This is a genomic window from Roseateles agri (genome assembly GCF_034043675.1).
Taxonomy (GTDB): domain Bacteria; phylum Pseudomonadota; class Gammaproteobacteria; order Burkholderiales; family Burkholderiaceae_C; genus KK5.
The window spans coordinates 516,647-533,018 of the sequence record NZ_JAXCLA010000001.1; the positions used below are offsets into that span (position 1 = coordinate 516,647).

At 67.8% G+C, this 16,372-nt stretch carries 11 protein-coding genes; 1 reads left to right on the top strand and 10 read right to left on the bottom strand.

All coding sequences use genetic code 11. The annotated features are described in order from the left end of the window. Window positions 1–246 precede the first annotated feature (246 nt). Complete coding sequence (locus SNE35_RS02380) at window positions 247–1,107, bottom strand: helix-turn-helix transcriptional regulator (RefSeq protein ID WP_320421201.1); 861 nt, start codon at window positions 1,105–1,107, stop codon at window positions 247–249. Between the two features lie 365 nt (window positions 1,108–1,472). On the opposite strand from SNE35_RS02380, the gene SNE35_RS02385 reads away from it, so the two are divergent. Then, window positions 1,473–3,329, top strand: a complete 1,857-nt coding sequence (locus SNE35_RS02385; RefSeq protein ID WP_320421202.1) for a S8 family serine peptidase — start codon at window positions 1,473–1,475, stop codon at window positions 3,327–3,329. Here SNE35_RS02385 and SNE35_RS02390 read toward each other — a convergent pair. The 9 genes from SNE35_RS02390 to SNE35_RS02425 all read right to left on the bottom strand — a co-directional run bounded on the left by SNE35_RS02390 (window position 3,301) and on the right by SNE35_RS02425 (window position 16,362). Next, a complete protein-coding gene (locus SNE35_RS02390) occupies window positions 3,301–4,401 on the bottom strand; it encodes a metallophosphoesterase (protein ID WP_320421203.1) in 1,101 nt (366 codons plus the stop codon). The genes SNE35_RS02385 and SNE35_RS02390 overlap by 29 nt on opposite strands. A gap of 43 nt (window positions 4,402–4,444) precedes the next feature. Then, complete coding sequence (locus SNE35_RS02395) at window positions 4,445–5,131, bottom strand: helix-turn-helix transcriptional regulator (protein WP_320421204.1); 687 nt, start codon at window positions 5,129–5,131, stop codon at window positions 4,445–4,447. Between the two features lie 215 nt (window positions 5,132–5,346). Further along, window positions 5,347–5,568: a hypothetical protein gene (locus SNE35_RS02400; protein ID WP_320421205.1), complete on the bottom strand. Its 222-nt coding sequence runs from the start codon at window positions 5,566–5,568 to the stop codon at window positions 5,347–5,349. A gap of 17 nt (window positions 5,569–5,585) precedes the next feature. Beyond that, window positions 5,586–6,950: an erythromycin esterase family protein gene (locus SNE35_RS02405; RefSeq protein ID WP_320421206.1), complete on the bottom strand. Its 1,365-nt coding sequence runs from the start codon at window positions 6,948–6,950 to the stop codon at window positions 5,586–5,588. A 95-nt stretch (window positions 6,951–7,045) separates the two neighbouring features. After that, entirely contained in the window at window positions 7,046–10,774 is a 3,729-nt protein-coding gene (locus SNE35_RS02410; protein ID WP_320421207.1) for an ATP-binding protein, read from the bottom strand. 171 nt (window positions 10,775–10,945) lie between these two features. Then, window positions 10,946–11,677 carry a PEP-CTERM sorting domain-containing protein gene (locus SNE35_RS02415; protein WP_320421209.1) on the bottom strand — a complete coding sequence of 244 codons (732 nt, stop codon included), beginning with the start codon at window positions 11,675–11,677 and terminating at the stop codon, window positions 10,946–10,948. Between the two features lie 425 nt (window positions 11,678–12,102). Further along, window positions 12,103–12,273: a hypothetical protein gene (locus tag SNE35_RS02420; RefSeq protein WP_320421210.1), complete on the bottom strand. Its 171-nt coding sequence runs from the start codon at window positions 12,271–12,273 to the stop codon at window positions 12,103–12,105. Window positions 12,274–12,460: 187 nt separating this feature from the next. Then, complete coding sequence (locus tag SNE35_RS32060; RefSeq protein WP_431312699.1) at window positions 12,461–12,964, bottom strand: DUF4265 domain-containing protein; 504 nt, start codon at window positions 12,962–12,964, stop codon at window positions 12,461–12,463. Next, window positions 12,928–16,362 (bottom strand): RHS repeat-associated core domain-containing protein, encoded by a 3,435-nt coding sequence (locus SNE35_RS02425; protein WP_320421212.1) that lies wholly within the window; start codon window positions 16,360–16,362, stop codon window positions 12,928–12,930. Before SNE35_RS02425 ends, SNE35_RS32060 begins: the two co-directional genes overlap by 37 nt. Between the last annotated feature and the right edge of the window lie 10 nt (window positions 16,363–16,372).

Genomic DNA, 16,372 nt, shown 5'->3' on the forward strand with positions numbered 1-16,372 from the left:
TTAGGTTTTGACAGCAGCATTGCGGGGGATGTGTCGCCAGCCCTATGGGCTCCCTGGTCGACAAACCGCGCCTGTACTGACAACCCCTGTTCAACCGTGTCGGATGAATGGCGGCACCGTCGGGCACGTCCCTGGTTCAAAGAACGAATCCATGTCCGAAGACATGTGAACAATGTCGCAGGCGGCGGTGACAGCGCGTTGTTCGTCGTGGCGCGGTACACAGACCGAAAGGACTAGGCGGATTCCCTAGTCGCTGGTGCCCGCATCCACCGGCGAGCGATCCAGCAGATTCATCGTCATCGCCCGCGCCACCGCCTGTGCGCGGTTGGCGGCGTTGAGCTTGCGCAGGATCTTCTGCACGTGGTTCTTGACCGTCAGCGCGCTGATGCCAAGCACTTCGCCGATCTGCTGGTTGCTCATGCCTTCGCGCAGCCAGCCGAGGATCTGGCGTTCGCGGCCGGTGACGATGGCGCCCGAGCCGGCGCGCTGTTGTGCCGAGGCGGCGGCGGACAGCGGCGAGCCCGTGTCCGGCAGGTTGCGCAGCTCGCGCTCCTGCACCTGCACGCGGTGCCAAGTCGAATGGATGTGAGGCATCAGCAGTTCGAGGTGGTGGCATTGCTGCTGGGCACCACTGCCCGCCACCGCCTGCTGGCCGAACACGAAGAAGCTCTCCATCTCGCTGGGCCGCTGCGGGCGCGAAAGCCCGTGCGCCACCAGGCTGCTGAAGCCGGCCGCTTCCAGCGCGGCGCGATGCTCGGCCACGGCCACGCCGTCGAGCTCGCTCACTGCCAGGCGCACCGGGCGGCAGCGAGCGTCGAGCCAGCGGCCCTGCAGTTGCTGCATCAATGCGCCGCGCGGATTGGTGAAGCCGAGCAGCAGCGCCTCGGGCACGCTGACGCTGTTGAATGCGTCGAACACCAGCTCTCGCGCCTGGCGCTGGTAGGCGCCGCAGATGGTCAGTTGGTGCGGCAGCAGCGCCTGCAGATTGCTTTGCGTCCAGACGAAGAACTGGTAGCGGCGGCGCACCTCCAGCGCCGACTCGGCGGCGCGCACGATGGCCTCCACCTGCGCTTGACTCCCCAGTGGCATATCGTTGGTGTTTTCCATGTTGAGTTGTGGCGCAAGCGTTGCCGAGGTGATCGTTCGAAGGCCTCTGTGTAAACGCTTGTGAAGAACCGTCGCCGCGGACTGTAGGCGCGCCAAATGACCGGCTGTTGAAGCACGCCACTTTCGATGAGCCGTTCGGATCACGGCGTGGACCAAACGTCCCATGCCGACCGATCTCATTGGCTGCTCGGCTGGCGACGACAGCGTGACCACACCGCCGACGCGCATGGGCTGAACGGCTCACCGAGCAAGGCAGTCACGTGACGACGAGGCGCGGCATAGGCTGCTGTCACGCGCGGTTCACGATGCCGCCCTAGCGTCCGCGCATGATCCAAAAGCCCCCCTGCCCTCCCGCACCGCGGCCGTTGCGCCGTTCTCTGGTCGTGCTGTCGCTGATGGCGGCGGGCCTTGCCACGCTGCCGGCCATGGCTGCCAATCTCGCGGCCGACGCCGCTGCGGGCTCGGTCCGCGGCGTGCTCGTCCGCTTCAAGACGACGCCGGCCGACCTGCCGGCCGCGACCGCCGCGCTGCTGGCCGACCGCCAGCTCGGCGCCCGGCTGCACTACACACGCCGCCTGAGCGCGAACTGGGCGCTGGTGGAGGCTGACCGGCCACTGCCGGCCGCGCAGGCCGAGGCGCTGGTGCGCACGCTGCGCGGCGATGCACGGCTCGCCCACGTGATGGCCGACGCGCACGAGCACCGTGCCGCCGTGCCCAACGACACGTTGTTCCGCGACGCGACGACGCCGCAATGGTGGCTCGACGACTACAGCGCCACGACGAGCCCGGCCGTCGCCAACTTCACGCACGCCTGGGACATCGGCACCGGGGCCGGCTCGCCGGTCGTGGCGGTGCTGGACACCGGCATCACGAGCCACCCGGACCTCGATGCCAACATGCTGCTGCCGGGCTACAACTTCATCAGCGACCCGGTCTTCGCCGGCAACGGCATCGGCCGCACGGCCACCGCGCTGGACCTGGGCGACGGCATCACCGCCGCGCAATGGCAGGCCAATCCGAGCAAGTACGACGGCTGCAACCCCGACGCCACCGCCACGACCGGCGCCGCCAGCAGCTGGCACGGCACCTTGATCGCCGGCCAGCTCGGCGCGGTGACCGGCAATGGTCAGGGCGTGGCCGGCATCAACTGGCATGCGAGGGTGCTGCCGGTGCGCGTCGCCGGCCAGTGCGGCGCGCTGGTCTCGGACATGGTGGACGGCATGAAGTGGGCGGCCGGCGTGCACGTGGACGGCGTGCCGGACAACGCCAATCCGGCCAAGGTGCTGGTGATCGGCTTCGCGGGCCTGGCCTCCTGCAGCACTAGCGACCCTGACGCGACGATCGCCGCCGCCGCCTCGCTCTACCGCGACACGATCAGCAGCCTGCGCCAGATGGGCGTGCTGATCGTCGCAGCGGCCGGCAACCGTCAGGCCGGCGTCGGCCGGCCGGCCAACTGCTCGGGCGTGTTCGCCGTCACCTCGGTGAACCGGCTGGGCTACAAGGCGCTGTACTCGAACTTCGGCCCCGAGGTGCAGCTGGCCGCGCCCGGCGGCGATCAGGCCAACCCGCTGCGACAACTGCGCTGCGACGCGATCGCCGGCGTGGCCGACGGCGGCGTCGTCTCGACCTTCAACAAGGGCACGCAGCAGCCGGACACCTCCTCCACCGGCTACGGCTACGCCGCCGTCAGCGGCACCAGCTTCGCCGCGCCGCAGGTGGCCGGCACGGCTGCGCTGATGTGGGCGGCCAATCCTTCGCTGACCTTGGCGCAGGTCGAAGCCGGCCTGAAGACCAGCGCCCGCCCCCACGTGCTGGCGCCGGACCTTGGCTTGTGTACCGACGCGAACAACAGCTACCGCTGCACCTGCACGACGACGACCTGCGGCGCCGGCCTGCTCGACGCCGCCGAGGCGATGAAGTACGCGCAGTCCCCGACCGGCTACACGGCGCCGACGGCAACGGCGGTGACCGTCACCTCCGACGCGCTGGCCTCCTGCGGCGCGGCCCAGGGCAGCACGCCGATCCCGCCGCCGGCACCGAGTCCGGCACCAGCGCCTTCGCCCGCTCCTGCGCCGAGCCCGGCCCCGGCTCCTTCACCAGCGCCCGCGCCGGCTGACGCGGGTGGAGGCGGTGGTGGTGGCGGCGCGACCTCAGGCCTGTGGCTGCTGGGCTTGGTCGCCGGTGCCGCGGCGCTCAGGCCGCGACGAAACGAAGCTCGGTGATCTCGGAGGGCGCGCCGATGCGCATCGGCGGGCCCCAGTAGCCGGTACCGCGGCTCACGTACACCCACAGCTGCTTCAGCCGATGCAGGCCGGCCGTGAACGGTTGCTGCAGCGGCACGAGGTGATTGAGCGGCCAGACTTGGCCGCCGTGGGTGTGGCCGCTCAGTTGCACATCGAATCCGGCCGCGGCCGCGCCCTCGGCGCTGCGCGGCTGGTGCGCCAGCAGCACGCGCAGGCCGGCGTCATCCGGCGCTCCGCCGATCGCGCGGTCCGGGTCGCTGCGGTGGCTCTCGTCGAACTGATGGGCGCCGTAGTCCGACACACCCGCCATCACGAGGCTGGAGCCGCCGTGGTCGAGCACGACGTGCTCGTTGTGCAGCACCTTCAGGCCCAGCTTGCGCAAGGCCTGCATCCACTCGACGGCGCCGCTGTAGTACTCGTGGTTGCCGGTGACGAAGAAGGTGCCGTGGCGCGAGCGCAGCTCGCCCAGCGGCTTGACGTCGTCGTGCAGGTCCTTGACGCGGCCGTCCACCAGGTCGCCGGTGATCGCCACCGCATCGGCCTGCAGCGCGTTGACCGAGTCGACGATCGCCTGCAGGTAGGGCTTCTTGACGGTGGGGCCGACGTGGATGTCGGAGATCTGCGCAATCGTGAAGCCCTCCAGCGCCGCCGGCAGGCCTTCGATCGGCACCTCCACCCGCTTCACCTGGGCCGTGCGGCGCGCGCTGAAGATGCCGTAGAACACGGCCACCAGCGCCAGCAGCGGCACGGCCGCCGCGGAGCCCATGGCGAACTCCGGCGCGACCAGCAACAGCAACTCGCGCAGCAGGGTCAGGGTCAAGGTGACGCCGAACGCACCAAAAGCCAGCATGCCGGCCCAGGACCAGCGATCGGCAGCAGCGCGGTCATGCTGGCGCCGCCGTCGCCCGGCCAGTGCCAACACCTGCACGGCCAGCGAGACCGCCAGCAGTGCGCCGAACAGGCCCGGGGCGAGCATCCCCGGCAGTGCCGGAAGGATGCGCCAGCCGATGTAGGCGTGAAGAAGTGTGAGGAGGGCGAGCGGGAGGATCATCGGCCCTAGATGGCGCCGAGCCTGCCCGCTTCAAGTGCGGCGCTTAGTTCCGGTACTCGTGCCAGGAACTCACCGGCGGCACCTGAGCGGCGCGCAGCAGCAGTTCTTCGATGCTGCGCACACCCACCTTGTCGCGGATCGACTGGATCTGCGAGCGGATCGTGGACATCGCCACGCCGTGGGCATCGGCGATGTCGCGGGCGCTCTGGCTGGCGATCAGCGCACGCAGCACGCGGCGCTCCGTCAGCGTGAGGCCGTGGCGCAGCGCCAGCATTTCCAGACCCAGCGGCGAGCACACGTTGCGTCGTCCGATCATCAGCAGCGCCGCCGGCACGCCCAGGCTGTCGACCTGGATCGGCATGGCCACCGCCGTCAGGCGCTCGGCACCGCCGCCGTTCAGCAGCAGCAGGCGGCTGCGCTGGCGCATCGCGGCGTCGTTCAGCGCGGCGTTCAGCTCGGACTGCATCTCGGCCTCGCAGCGCAGCGAGTCGCCGGCCAGCCAGAGCGAGTTGCCGAGGCCCAGCTCGCGGCGGGCGGCCCGGTTGGCATGGATCAGCGAGCCATCGGCGCGGCAGGTGATCAGGCCGCATTCGACCTGGTCCATCAGCGCGGAGGCCAGTTTGTCCAGCGTGGAACGCGCGATCGGGTCGTGATCGGGGGTTATTTGTTGGGGGCGCGGCACCACGTGCGGGGCGGGGCGCTGCTGCGGCTCTTGGGCATACATCAACATCAAGGTTCTCCTCTGAAAGCAGCCCTGATTGATGAGTGGCTGCGTTCTCCCTAGACGTGACTGTGCGTAAGTACCGGCCCAACATTGCTAAACGTTCCTAAACGGGCGATCAGCAGGTAAAAAACACAACCGCAATTGGACGGATGCGCCGCCGTCGACTAAGGGGTGTTGCCACGCGGCGACAGGCGGGCAAGGCCCGGCCCGGGGCGGCTTCGCTAGGGCGTCGCGTCCAGACGGATCGCCCCTTCGGCGAGGAGGCGGCGGTAGTCGGCGATCGGGATCGCGGCGGAACCGTGGGCATCGCCGTCGGTCCAGCCGATCGTCGCGTCGAGTTCGTCCTCGACGATCTCGCAGGGGCCGACCGGAATCGCGATGGTGGCGCCGTCGCCCTCGCGGTATTCGACGGAGCCGGTGATGTGGGCGCGGTGGGTGGGCATGGCAGGGCTCCGGTGGGTCAGACGCCAGAAGGGAACAGGTCCGGCATGCCGCCCTGCCTGGCCGGCTGGGGCGCCAGCGGTGTGAGGGCATGGGTCTGGTCGAACCAGACGAAACCGTCGAACTGCCGCGGCAGGACCGAGGTGCCGTAGTGGCTCCAGCGCTCGGTTTCAGGGCGGTAGATCACGCCGATGTAGCGCTCCAGCCGCGGCGCCAGCAACTCGCGGCGCAGGGCCGGATCCAGCGCGCCGGCGCGCAGGTCGAGCAGGAAGCGCGGAATGGCGGCGGCGTGGCAGATGCGCTCGTAGCTGTCGGTCAGCGCGGGCCGCAACGGCATCACCTCCATCTCGCCGTCCCAGTCGCGGGCGGCGGCGACCTCGCCACCGTGGGTGCCGAAGCCGATCAGCGCGACCTGCTGCTCGCCGAAGCGCTGACGTGCCAGTTGGCCCAGGTTGTGCTCGCCGCGCGCGGCGCCCATGTCGGTGTGGCGCGCATCGCCGATGTGCGAGTTGTGCGCCCAGACGACCGCCTTGGCCCCCGGCCCCTTGAACTCGAGCAGGCGCGCCAGGGTCTCGGCCATGTGCGAATCGCGCAGGTTCCAGCTCTGGGCACCGCCGTAGTACATCACCCGGTAGTAGCGTTCGGCCGCGGCAATGAGCCGGGCGTTCTGAGAGGCATCGAAGAACTGCTCGTCCTCGGTGCATGCAAGCCGGCGAGCCAGCAGTTCGCGGCACTGGGCGACCACCTCGGCCTCGCAGTTCTCGAAGGACGGGTGGCGCGCCGCCGCGCGGCCGTACAGCGCCGGGTTCTGCTGCCAGGGCGTCAGGCAGCCGTAGCGCTCGCGGGCCACCTGGGCGGCGTCGGGGTCCACGCGATCGAGGTAATCGAGCACGGCACCGATCGAGTCGTGCATGTTGTAGATGTCCAGGCCGTAGAAGCCCACGCGCCTGACCGGCGCCGCGACGGCGTCGTTGTGTGCACGCAGCCAGCTCGTGAACTGCCTGAACTCGGCATTGCGCCACACCCAGCTCGGGAAGCGCTGGAACGGCGCCGGCTGCGGGCGCGGCGGCGGTTCGACGCGCCGCACGTGACGGTCGATCGCGGCGGCATCGGGCCAGTCCGCCTCGACCGCGACGATCTCGAAGCCGTGCGCCTCGACCAGCCGCCGCGTGATCGCCGCGCGGGCGCGGTAGAACTCGGCGCTGCCGTGGCTGGCCTCGCCGAGCATCACGATGCGCCGGTCGGCATAGCGGTCGATCAGCGCGCCGAAGTCCGGAGCGTCCGGATCGGGCAGCGGCTCGGCGGCCTCCGCCACGCGGGCATGCAGCGGAGGCTGCGGCCTGTTGCTCGCCCTTGCGGCAAGTTCTGCGGTGGAGTCCAGCATCGGGCGGCCTCGGGAGGGAATGCGGGCGGCGGAGTCCGCGGGCGGCAATCGGCATGCCGTGGGCCGATCGGCTTATGCCTTGCCCTCCTGACGCCCTAGCGCCTGTCTCGCCCGTCCGCCAGCGCCCGCTCCAGTGCGTCAATGTCCACCGGCTTGACCAGGTGGTGCGCGAAGCCCAGCCGGCTCGAGCGATCGGTGTCGGTGGGCTGGCCGAAGCCGGTCAGGGCAATCAGCCGCAGCGCCTCGCCACGAGGCTGGCGGCGGATGCACTGGGCCAGCTCGTAGCCGTCCATCACCGGCAGGCCGATGTCGAGGATGGCCGCGTCGAAGGGCTCGCGCGCCAGCAGTTCCAGCGCCCGCGGGCCGTCGGGTGCGGTCTTCACACGGTGGCCCAGCATCTCCAGCAGCTCGGCCAGCGTGGTGGCGGCGTCGTCGTTGTCGTCGACCAGCAGCAGGCTCAGGCCGCCCGCCGCGGGCGCCGGCGCAGCAAGCACCGCGCCAGCGCCAGCTGCCGCCGGCTCCTGCAGGTCCAGCGGCAGGCGCAGCTCGAAGGTGCTGCCCCGGCCCCAGCCCTCGCTGCGCGCCGACAGGCTACCGCCGTGCAGCAGCGCGAGGCTGCGGGCGATCGTCAGGCCCAGGCCCAGCCCGCCGTCGGGGCGATGGATGGCCTGGCGCCCCTGCACGAAGGGCTCGAACACGGTGGCCAGCTCCTTGTCGCTCATGCCGACGCCGTGGTCGCGCACGCCCATCACCAGCTCGCCGGCCCCGGCCAGCGCGCGGATCTCGATCGCCTGGCCTGGCTCGCTGAACTTGGCGGCGTTGGTCAGCAGGTTGGCAAGCACCTGGGTGAGGCGCGTCGGGTCGCCGCGCACCGGCAGGCCGGACGCGGGCACCTCGACCAGCACCTGCTGGCGCTTGCGCTCCAGCAGCGGGCCGACCGTCTCGAGCGCGCGCGTGACGATTTCCGAGGCCTCGATCGCGACCTTCTTCAGCTCGACATTGCCGCGCGAGACGCGGGCGACGTCGAGCAGGTCGTCGACCAGGCGCACCATGTGCTGGACCTGGCGCTCGATGATGCCGCGCTCGCGTGCGGCCACCTCGCCGTGCTGCATGCGCATCAGCTGCAGGGCGGTGGTGATCGGCGCCAGCGGATTGCGCAGCTCGTGGCCCAGCATCGCGATGAAGTCCTCCTTCGCGCGGTTGGCCTGCTCGGCGGCCTGGCGTGCGCGGACCATGTCGGTCACCTCGAAGCAGATGACGACGATGCCGGGCGGCTCGTCCTCCGTTTCGGCACGCAAGGGCTGGTAGACGAAATCGAAGAAGTGCTCGCGCAGCTCGCCGTCTTCACCATCGCGCAGCAAGGTGGCGAAGGCGCGGCCGATGTAGGGCTCGCCACTGGCGTAGACGCCCGCCAGCACGCGCTCGATCTCCTGGCCGGCCAGCTCGGGCAAGGCCTCCAGCAAAGTCTTGCCGACGACATCGCGGCTCTGCACCATGCGGCGGTAGGCTGCATTCGCGAACTCGAAGCGGAACTGCGGCCCGCGCAGCAGCGCCAGACCCACCGGCGCGTAGCGGAACACGTCGGCCAAGCGGCGGTCCAGCGCATCGCGCTCCTCGCGCATCCGCACACGCACCAGCAGCACTTCGACGCGGGCGACCAGCTCGCGGGCCGAGAAAGGCTTGACGAGGTAGTCGTCGGCGCCGAGGTTCAGGCCCTCGATGCGCGCCTCGTCGCCGGCGCGGGCCGACAGCATCAGCACCGGCAGCATCCGCGTGGCTTCGTCGGCGCGAATGCGGCGCAGCAGCTGCTCGCCGTCCATGCGCGGCATCATCACGTCGGTGAGCAGCAGCTGCGGTCGCGGCTCGCGCTGCAGCATCTCCCAGGCCTCCTGGCCGTCGCGCGCGACGCGCACGGACCAGCGTGGCGACAGCAGGCCCTGCAGGTAGGAGCGCATGTCGGCGTTGTCGTCGGCGATCAGCACCTGCGGCCGCTTGTCCTGCGCCAGTGCGACGGCAGGCAGCACGGCTTCGCCGACACCGCCGCGCAACCCGTCGTCGACGAAGGACGCCCAGTTGGCACGCGAGGCGCTTGCATCGATCTGCGGCGCCGCATCGGCAACGGTCGCATCCGCCGGCAGGTGCGCGCGGCCGAGCGGCAGCGCGACGATGAAGCGGCTGCCCTGCCCCGGCGTGCTCTCCACGCGGATCGTTCCGCCGTGCATCTGCACCAGCTCGCGCACCAGCGCCAGGCCGATGCCCGTGCCCTCCTGCGAACGCGCGGGCGTGTTGGCGACGCGGTGGAAGCGGTCGAACAGCAGCGGCAGCTGCTCGGCCGCGATGCCGGGGCCGGTGTCGCTGACGACCAGCTCGGCCGCATCGCCGCGGCGCTGCAGCCGCACGCCGATGCCGCCGGCGAAGGTGAACTTGAACGCGTTGGACAGCAGGTTCAGGACGATCTTTTCCCACATCTCCGGGTCGACGAAGACCGGCTGGTCCAGCGGTGCGCATTCGACGTCCAGCACCAGGCCCGCCTGCTCGACCGCCGAGCGGAAGGCTGAGGCCAGTTCCGCCGTCAGCGCGCCCAGTTCCACCGGCTGGTAGCGCGCCTGCACGCGGCCCGCCTCCAGCCGCGCGAAGTCCAGCAGCGTGTTGACCAGCTTGCGCAGACGCAGGCCGTTGCGGTGGATCAGCGCCAGCGTGCGCCCGGCCTCGGGCGGCAACGGCCGGGCGGGGTCGTCCAGCAGTTCCTCCAGCGGGCCCAGCATCAGGGTCAGCGGCGTGCGGAACTCGTGGCTAACGTTGCTGAAGAACAGGTTCTTCGCGCGGTCCAGCTCGGCCAGCGTCTCCGCGCGGTGGCGCTCCTCGAGCTGCGCCTGCGCGTCGGCCAGCCGCGAGGCGACCTGGCCCGCCACCAGGCGCAGGAAGTCGCGGTAGCGCTCGTCCAGCTGCCGCCGCGTGCTGACGCCCAGCAGCAGCACGCCGAAGGCCTGCGCTTGCGCGGAGCCGCCCAGCGGCACGGCCAGCGCCTGCTGCACGGGCTCGGGCCAAGCGCCGGGCAAGGGGCCGTACTGCCGCTCCAGCTCGCTGACGAGGCACTCGTCCAGCGCCATCTCGGCAGGCATCCGCTCGCGCACCTCCACTGAGGTGCAGGCCGCGAGGCGCGCCCGCGTCGCACCAGGCTCGGCGAGGTACAGCGCGGCGAAGGCAACGTCGCGGCGATCCCGGTCCAGCACCTGCAGCAGTGCCTCGCCGGCACGCACCAGCGAGGGCGCATCGCGCGACTGCACGGCGGCGATCTCGCTGAGCAGACGCAGGCGCCGCTCGCCGATCAGCCGGTCGGTGTTCTCGACGACGACGCACAGCATGCCGGCGACGTGGCTCGCGTCATCGTGGACCGGGCTGTACGAGAAGGTGTGGAAGGTCTCTTCCGGATAGCCGCTGCGCTGCAGGAACAGCTGCAAGCCCTCATCCCACGTCGCCTCGCCGGTGCTCAGCACATGCGCGATGCGCGGCCCGATGTCATGCCAGATCTCCGCCCAGACCTTGTCCGCCCGCGCGCCGAGCACCCAGTCGCGCTTCAAGCCCACCGTCGGCAGGTAGGCGTCGTTGCAGAAGAACGTGCCCTCCGGTCCCCAGGCCATCCACATCGCAAAGCGCGAGTCCAGCATCATCCGGACGATCGTCTTGAGGCTCTGCGGCCATCCGGCAGGCGAGCCCAGCGGCGTGCGGGTCCAGTCGAACTCCCGCATCCGCCGACCCATCTCGCCGCCACGCTGGAGGAACTCGGGGCTGGATGCGTGTTCGTTGTTGTTGTTCTCGCTCATCGCATGCGCCCTCTTCCCCTCGTCGCTGGATTTTTCTAGCCGGGACGGGAGCAATCGAGATGCCCGCCGGACGGTGATGATCTCATCGCGAGCGGAAGGAGTCGAAGCGATGGCATGCAAAAACAAGAAAGCCCATCGCGATGGATGGGCTGCTGAGAGAAGTTGGGACGACTAGCGACGGGCTGCCGAGCGGCGACGGCCGATGAAGCCGATCACGCCGACACCTGCGGCCATCAGCGCGGTGGTGGCCGGTTCAGGGACGGCCGCGGCGACCTGGTCGACCTGGAAGGCCCATGCCTGCACCGCACCACCGCCCACGGTGAATTGCAAGGAGTAGGAATCCACCGCCCCCAGCCCGGTCAGGTCCCAGGTCCACGTGCGATAGGCTTCGCCGTCGGCGCCCACCACCACGCCGGTCACGCTGTTCGCCAACAACGATTGGGTGCCGCCATTGATGTCGAGGACGGCCGTGGCGTAGGAGGCCGGCTGGAGAAGGCCGACGTAGCTCTGGAGAACCAGCGTCGTGATGCCCGACGCCACCGTGCTGTCGGAGATCGAGAGAACCTGGGGGTTGTTGTTGCCTGCGTTGTAGAGAGCGCTGCCCGCCGGATAGAGCGTTCCAGAAGCCCGCGCCAGCACCGCGTCGCCCGAGCCGATGATATTGGCCTGAATGCCATCGACCAGGGCTTGGGTCGCTCCCGCGGTGTCGGTGGAGGCGAAGCCCAGGCCGGTGCGACTCAGTTCGTTCCAGCCGTCGTACGAAACGGAGCCGGCGATGCTGGTGAACAATGGATAAGCACTGCCGATCGTGGGATCGACATAGACGGCTTGGGCCGACGACGCGTAGGCCAAGGTCAGGGTGAACGAGGCAGCGGCCAGGGAGTGCCGAACAAGAGCGGACATCGGAGAACCTTCAGAGGTGAGCTTGGTGTCAATGGTCCCCTCTACTGAGGAGGACCCCTAAGACGTGCGCCACCCCACGCGGCCGGACGATCCGTATTCAAATGATAATCATTATTATTTAAGTTGACAAGTGTTGATGCGGGCGAGTCCTGCTGTCGACACGTCCTGAGGCGACTTGCGGCAGCAAGCCTCAGAAACGCAAAAGCCCATCGCGATGGATGGGCTTCTGAGATGTTTGGTGGCTGGGGCGGGATCCAATGATTTTTCCCGGGTGGCTCTGCCCCTTTTTTCGTCCAGTTCGTTCGTCGCAGCGGGTACACCACTGGGTACACCTGACTGACAACGCGACATCAGGGATCGAACCGCCGACATCGCGAGGCCATTATGCCAGCGCTGGCGCCCCTTCGATGGGTCATTGAAATCCGTTACCGAAGGTAGACGCTCCAGCCCTTGCAGGCCAAGCGGACCGCGGTCACAGAGCGCCAGGAGCCGCCGATGTCTGGCGCCATTGGTCGGCGATAGCGGGTGCCGTAGCTGCGCCCGAAGCCGTCGTACAGGGTCTCGCTGATGTAGTCCCAGTCCAGGCTGGTCGTCACGCTGCTCGGCCGCGACAGCGCGTCGTAGCCCAGATGCCGCGACCAAGGCGCTCCTGGTGTCGCTTATTGGGGTCCGCTAATTCCAGCGCAACTGGAGCGGCAAGATACCGAAGGCTGCGCCCAGCCAAATTGTCTACAAAGAAGTTCGGCGGAAAGGCGCTGATCGTCGCCTCGCCTTGCGGCGAAGTTATTGCCGATTTCCACCATTGGTTAACTCATGGCCGACGTAACCTTCTTGGAATAGAAATTCTTGCCGACTCTCTCCCATCGACAGCAATTTGTAAACATCAAATATATTTGTCACTTCAGGGATATCGACAGCGTACAACATCATTTTCCCCATACTTATCTCTATGGACGTCCTCTCGTACTCGCATCCCAACGCTGAAAACGGCGGCCAAGAAAATTCTTCGAACCGACGCGAAGATTCAATTGGCACCAAGATCATATAAGTTGATCTACCAGAATGTTCAAGCACATCTTGAAATATATATGAATCAAATTTATCGGACCAAACTGCACGAACCACATCGTGATTAGACAATCCTCTAAAAAAGAATGGAGAGTTCACAATTCGAAAGCAGTCGACCCCATCATTAACCACCTTCTCGGCCCACAATCTTTCAGTGGAATGTGCATGCCAATCTGAAGAATCTAGCTCGAGAAGAATTCGAAAATTGCCGACATCCATATCTTTCCTTCAAGATGCCTGCCGGCATCAGCCCACCCATTATCCATATACCACTGCCGAGGAGTTCTATTGCTCTTATCCAAATTGCAATCACGGCAAGATGGTATTTTATTTTCCGGAGAATTATTTCCCTTCGGAGCCCCCGCAGCACCTTCAGGTGGAACCGGCGAAGCACGTGGGCCGGCCCTCGGTACGACGTGATCGAGGTTCAACGTATTGTCTTGACCCGGAGTTTTTGTTGTTGGTGTCCCGCAGTATCCACAGGGCTCGCCTTCGGGGGTGTTTTTCCGTAGCGACTTCGGGAAATACTTCCCTTCACCCGGTCCCCCAGCCGAGCCTTCTGGCAATTCTTCGAGCGGCGTCATTCGCCCAGGTTTCAGCAGCTCTGGTGGTACAGGTGCGATCGGAGGCCTAGCAAAGAAGAGGGAGGGTGGCAACTGGGCAACGGTTTCGGAGGCACTTTCGCCCTGTGCGGCCTTATTGGCTTTGCCAACAATGCTCGAGTCCTCGCCCGACTTGCCATTGGGGTAGATCACCGCGCAGGTACCCGCCATCCCCTTGCACCGGGCCTCCTCTGCGACCGACTCCTTCTTCTCCTTCTTCTGCGCTTCATCCTTGTCTCTCTCGCGATCCTGATTCTCACTCACCTGGTTCGGCTGCAGCCCCAGCGGATTGGTCAGCGAAGCAAACACCAGCAGCTCCGGCGCCAGCCCCGTGGGGTCGGTGTAGATCAGCGCGTTGTTGAGCACATAGCTGTAGCGGTTGAAGGCCTGCTGGTCGGCCGGGTTGGGCACCGTCGGATCCGCACTCGTGTGCCGCCCCGTGATCGGGTCGTACATGCGTGCGTTCATGTCCACCAGCCCGAGCTGGTCGAGTTGCTCGTGGCCCGTAAAGCCGGAGTTGTCCTGGTTGTTGGCCAGCGTGCCCAGGCTGTCCCAGCCGTCGTCGCTGCCGTCCGGGTTGCGCCGCCGGCCCCAGGCGTCGTAGCTCATGCGTTGCAGCACCGTGCCGGCCTCGTCCATCACGCCGATGACCGAGTCGAGGTGGTCTTTCAGGAAGAGCCGGGCGTTGCGCGTGGCGGTGGCGTCTGCGGCCACGGCGGTCCCGCTGAGCCGCTCTTCCACATAGCCCAGGTCGCCCAGGCTGATGCGGATGATGGTGACGTTGGCCGTCGCGTCGATCTCTTTCTGGAAGGCCCCGGCATAGAAGATGGTGGAGGTGCTCGCCTGCGGGCTGCCGCCGCTCATCGTGCTGACCTGCTGCTTGACGCGCTGGTGATCGGGTCCGTACACGAACTCGGTGCGCTGCACGGCCACGCCGGCGCTGAGCTTGTCGATGCTTCGGGGCTGGTCGGCGGCTGTCCACGCATAGCTGCGGTTGAGTCCGCTCACGAGGTTGCCGTTGGCGTCGTAGCTGAAGCCGGGGTTCACAAGCCCGGCCACGGTGCCGGTGATGGCGCTGAGCGCATGCGGGCGCACGGCGCCCGCGCCGGACGCCGGATAAGCGTAGGTGCCGACGTGAGCCTTGCTCTTGAGGTTGCCCAGCGTGTCGTAGCTGAAGCTGTTGCTGACGCCCCCCAGTTGGCTGGTCTCGAGGCGGTTGAGTTCGTCGTACTCGAAGCTCTCCTGGATGAGTGTGGCGCTGTTGGTGAGCTGTGCCCGGTAGATCAGGTTGCCCAGCACGTCGTACTGGTAGGTGTCGTCTTGCTGGCTGGCGTTGACGTCGCCGCCGGCCGGTGCACCGCCGCGCACGGCTTCCAGGCGGCCCGTGTAGCGGTTGTACTGGCGCAGCAGCAGCGAGCTGGCGCCCAGCTGTTGGCGGGTGCTGTGGCCTTCTCCATCAATGGCCAGTTGCTGCCACACCAGGGTGCTGGTGCTGCCGTCTTGCCGGTAGGTCTTGTCGGCATAGCCCTGGGCGTTGAAGCTGGTGTAGACGAGGGTGCTCACGCCGCCGCTGCCGCCTCGGGTGCGTCGCGTGTAGCGGGTGCCGTAGCTGCGCCCGAAGCCGTCGTACAGGGTCTCGCTGATGTAGTCCCAGTCCAGGCTGGTCGTCACGCTGCTCGGCCGCGACAGCGCGTCGTAGCCGTAGACGCTGCGGTAGTCCTTGGTACCGGTGCCGATGACGGTGTAGGCCTCGGCCAGTTTGCCCACGCCATGAGCGGCACCGTCGTAGTCCCAGCGGGAGTCCTGGTCCGGCTCGAGCCGCTGGACCAGCCGGCCCAGCTCGTCGTAGCTGAACGTGGTGACTTGGGCCTTGGCGTCTTGCTGCTTCCAGGTCTGGCCCAGCGGGTCGACCCAGTACTGCACGCTGCCCAGGTCGGGATCGCTCAGCGAGACCTTGCGGCCCAGCTTGTCGTAGCCGATGTCAATCTGGTTGCCCTTGGCATCCAGGGTGCGCACCAAGTTGCCGAAGCCGTCGTAGATGTAGCGGGTCGTCCAGCCCAGTGCGTCGGTAACTGCCTTGAGTTTGCCCAGGCCGTTGCGCTCTTCCACGCGCACCTGGCTGCGCGCGTCGGTCATCGTCAGCAATCGGCCGTCGTACACATACTGGGTGGTGTCGGTTGCGCTGCCGTCCTGCGATGGCGCCCGGATCTGGGTGACGCGCCCGATGTCGTCGCGGTCGTAGTAGGTCCACACGGGCGTGTCCGCCTGGAACCGCGGGCGGGACACGGCCGCCGTGTAGCCGAGGCTCGAGTAGCTGGTCTCGGTCACCATGGGCTCGGCGTTCAGGCCCCAGCTGCGCACCAGCACCACGCGCCCCGAGGCGTCGCTGAACTCTTCCTTGGGCACGGTGGTCTGGCTCGTGCCGGACCATTGCTGCGTGATCGTCACCGCTACGGCCCATCCGCAGCTGTCCGTGCATTGGCGATAGGCCCAGCTCGTGGCCGTGCCGTCCGGGCGGGTTTCTCGCGTCTTGCGGCCCCAGCCGTCGTACTGCCATTGCATTTGCTGCAGGTTGGGGTCGGTCGCGTTGAGGACGGCGCCGGTGCCGTCGTCGTAGTTGCTGCTGACCGTCTGCTGCTTGGCGTTGGTCTGGCTGAGCGCGAAGCGGCCCCGTGCGTCGTAGCCGGTGGTCTGCACGTCGCGGGACAGGGTCGCGCCGCTTGCCGGGTCTTGCCAGGTCAGTGTCTTCTTGGAGATCAGTCCGTAGTCCGCGCCGGCCACCGGTTCCCGCGCATATTGCGTGACCACCTGCAGCGCGGCGTTGCCGGGCTCCGTCGTCTCCTTCTGCAGCTGGCCGTAGGCGTCGTACTCGTACGCGATCGTGCGCGTCACTGTCGTCGTGGTTTGCGCCAGCGCGCCGCCGCACGCCAGCAGGCTCAACGTCAGGCCCAATCTCAGGCCCAACATCAGGCTCGGCGCCAAGCCCCGTGGGGGCCGCTTTGTGTTCTTCTCCATCGCGGATGCT

Excerpts from the sequence above, each read along its gene's own strand:
- SNE35_RS02380 (WP_320421201.1), bottom strand. The coding sequence starts at position 1,107 with ATGGAAAACACCAACGATATGCCACTGGGGAGTCAAGCGCAGGTGGAG.
- SNE35_RS02400 (WP_320421205.1), bottom strand. The coding sequence starts at position 5,568 with ATGCCCACCCACCGCGCCCACATCACCGGCTCCGTCGAATACCGCGAG.
- SNE35_RS32060 (WP_431312699.1), bottom strand. The coding sequence starts at position 12,964 with ATGGATGTCGGCAATTTTCGAATTCTTCTCGAGCTAGATTCTTCAGAT.
- SNE35_RS02410 (WP_320421207.1), bottom strand. The coding sequence starts at position 10,774 with ATGAGCGAGAACAACAACAACGAACACGCATCCAGCCCCGAGTTCCTC.
- SNE35_RS02390 (WP_320421203.1), bottom strand. The coding sequence starts at position 4,401 with ATGATCCTCCCGCTCGCCCTCCTCACACTTCTTCACGCCTACATCGGC.
- SNE35_RS02405 (WP_320421206.1), bottom strand. The coding sequence starts at position 6,950 with ATGCTGGACTCCACCGCAGAACTTGCCGCAAGGGCGAGCAACAGGCCG.
- SNE35_RS02415 (WP_320421209.1), bottom strand. The coding sequence starts at position 11,677 with ATGTCCGCTCTTGTTCGGCACTCCCTGGCCGCTGCCTCGTTCACCCTG.
- SNE35_RS02395 (WP_320421204.1), bottom strand. The coding sequence starts at position 5,131 with ATGTTGATGTATGCCCAAGAGCCGCAGCAGCGCCCCGCCCCGCACGTG.
- SNE35_RS02425 (WP_320421212.1), bottom strand. The coding sequence starts at position 16,362 with ATGGAGAAGAACACAAAGCGGCCCCCACGGGGCTTGGCGCCGAGCCTG.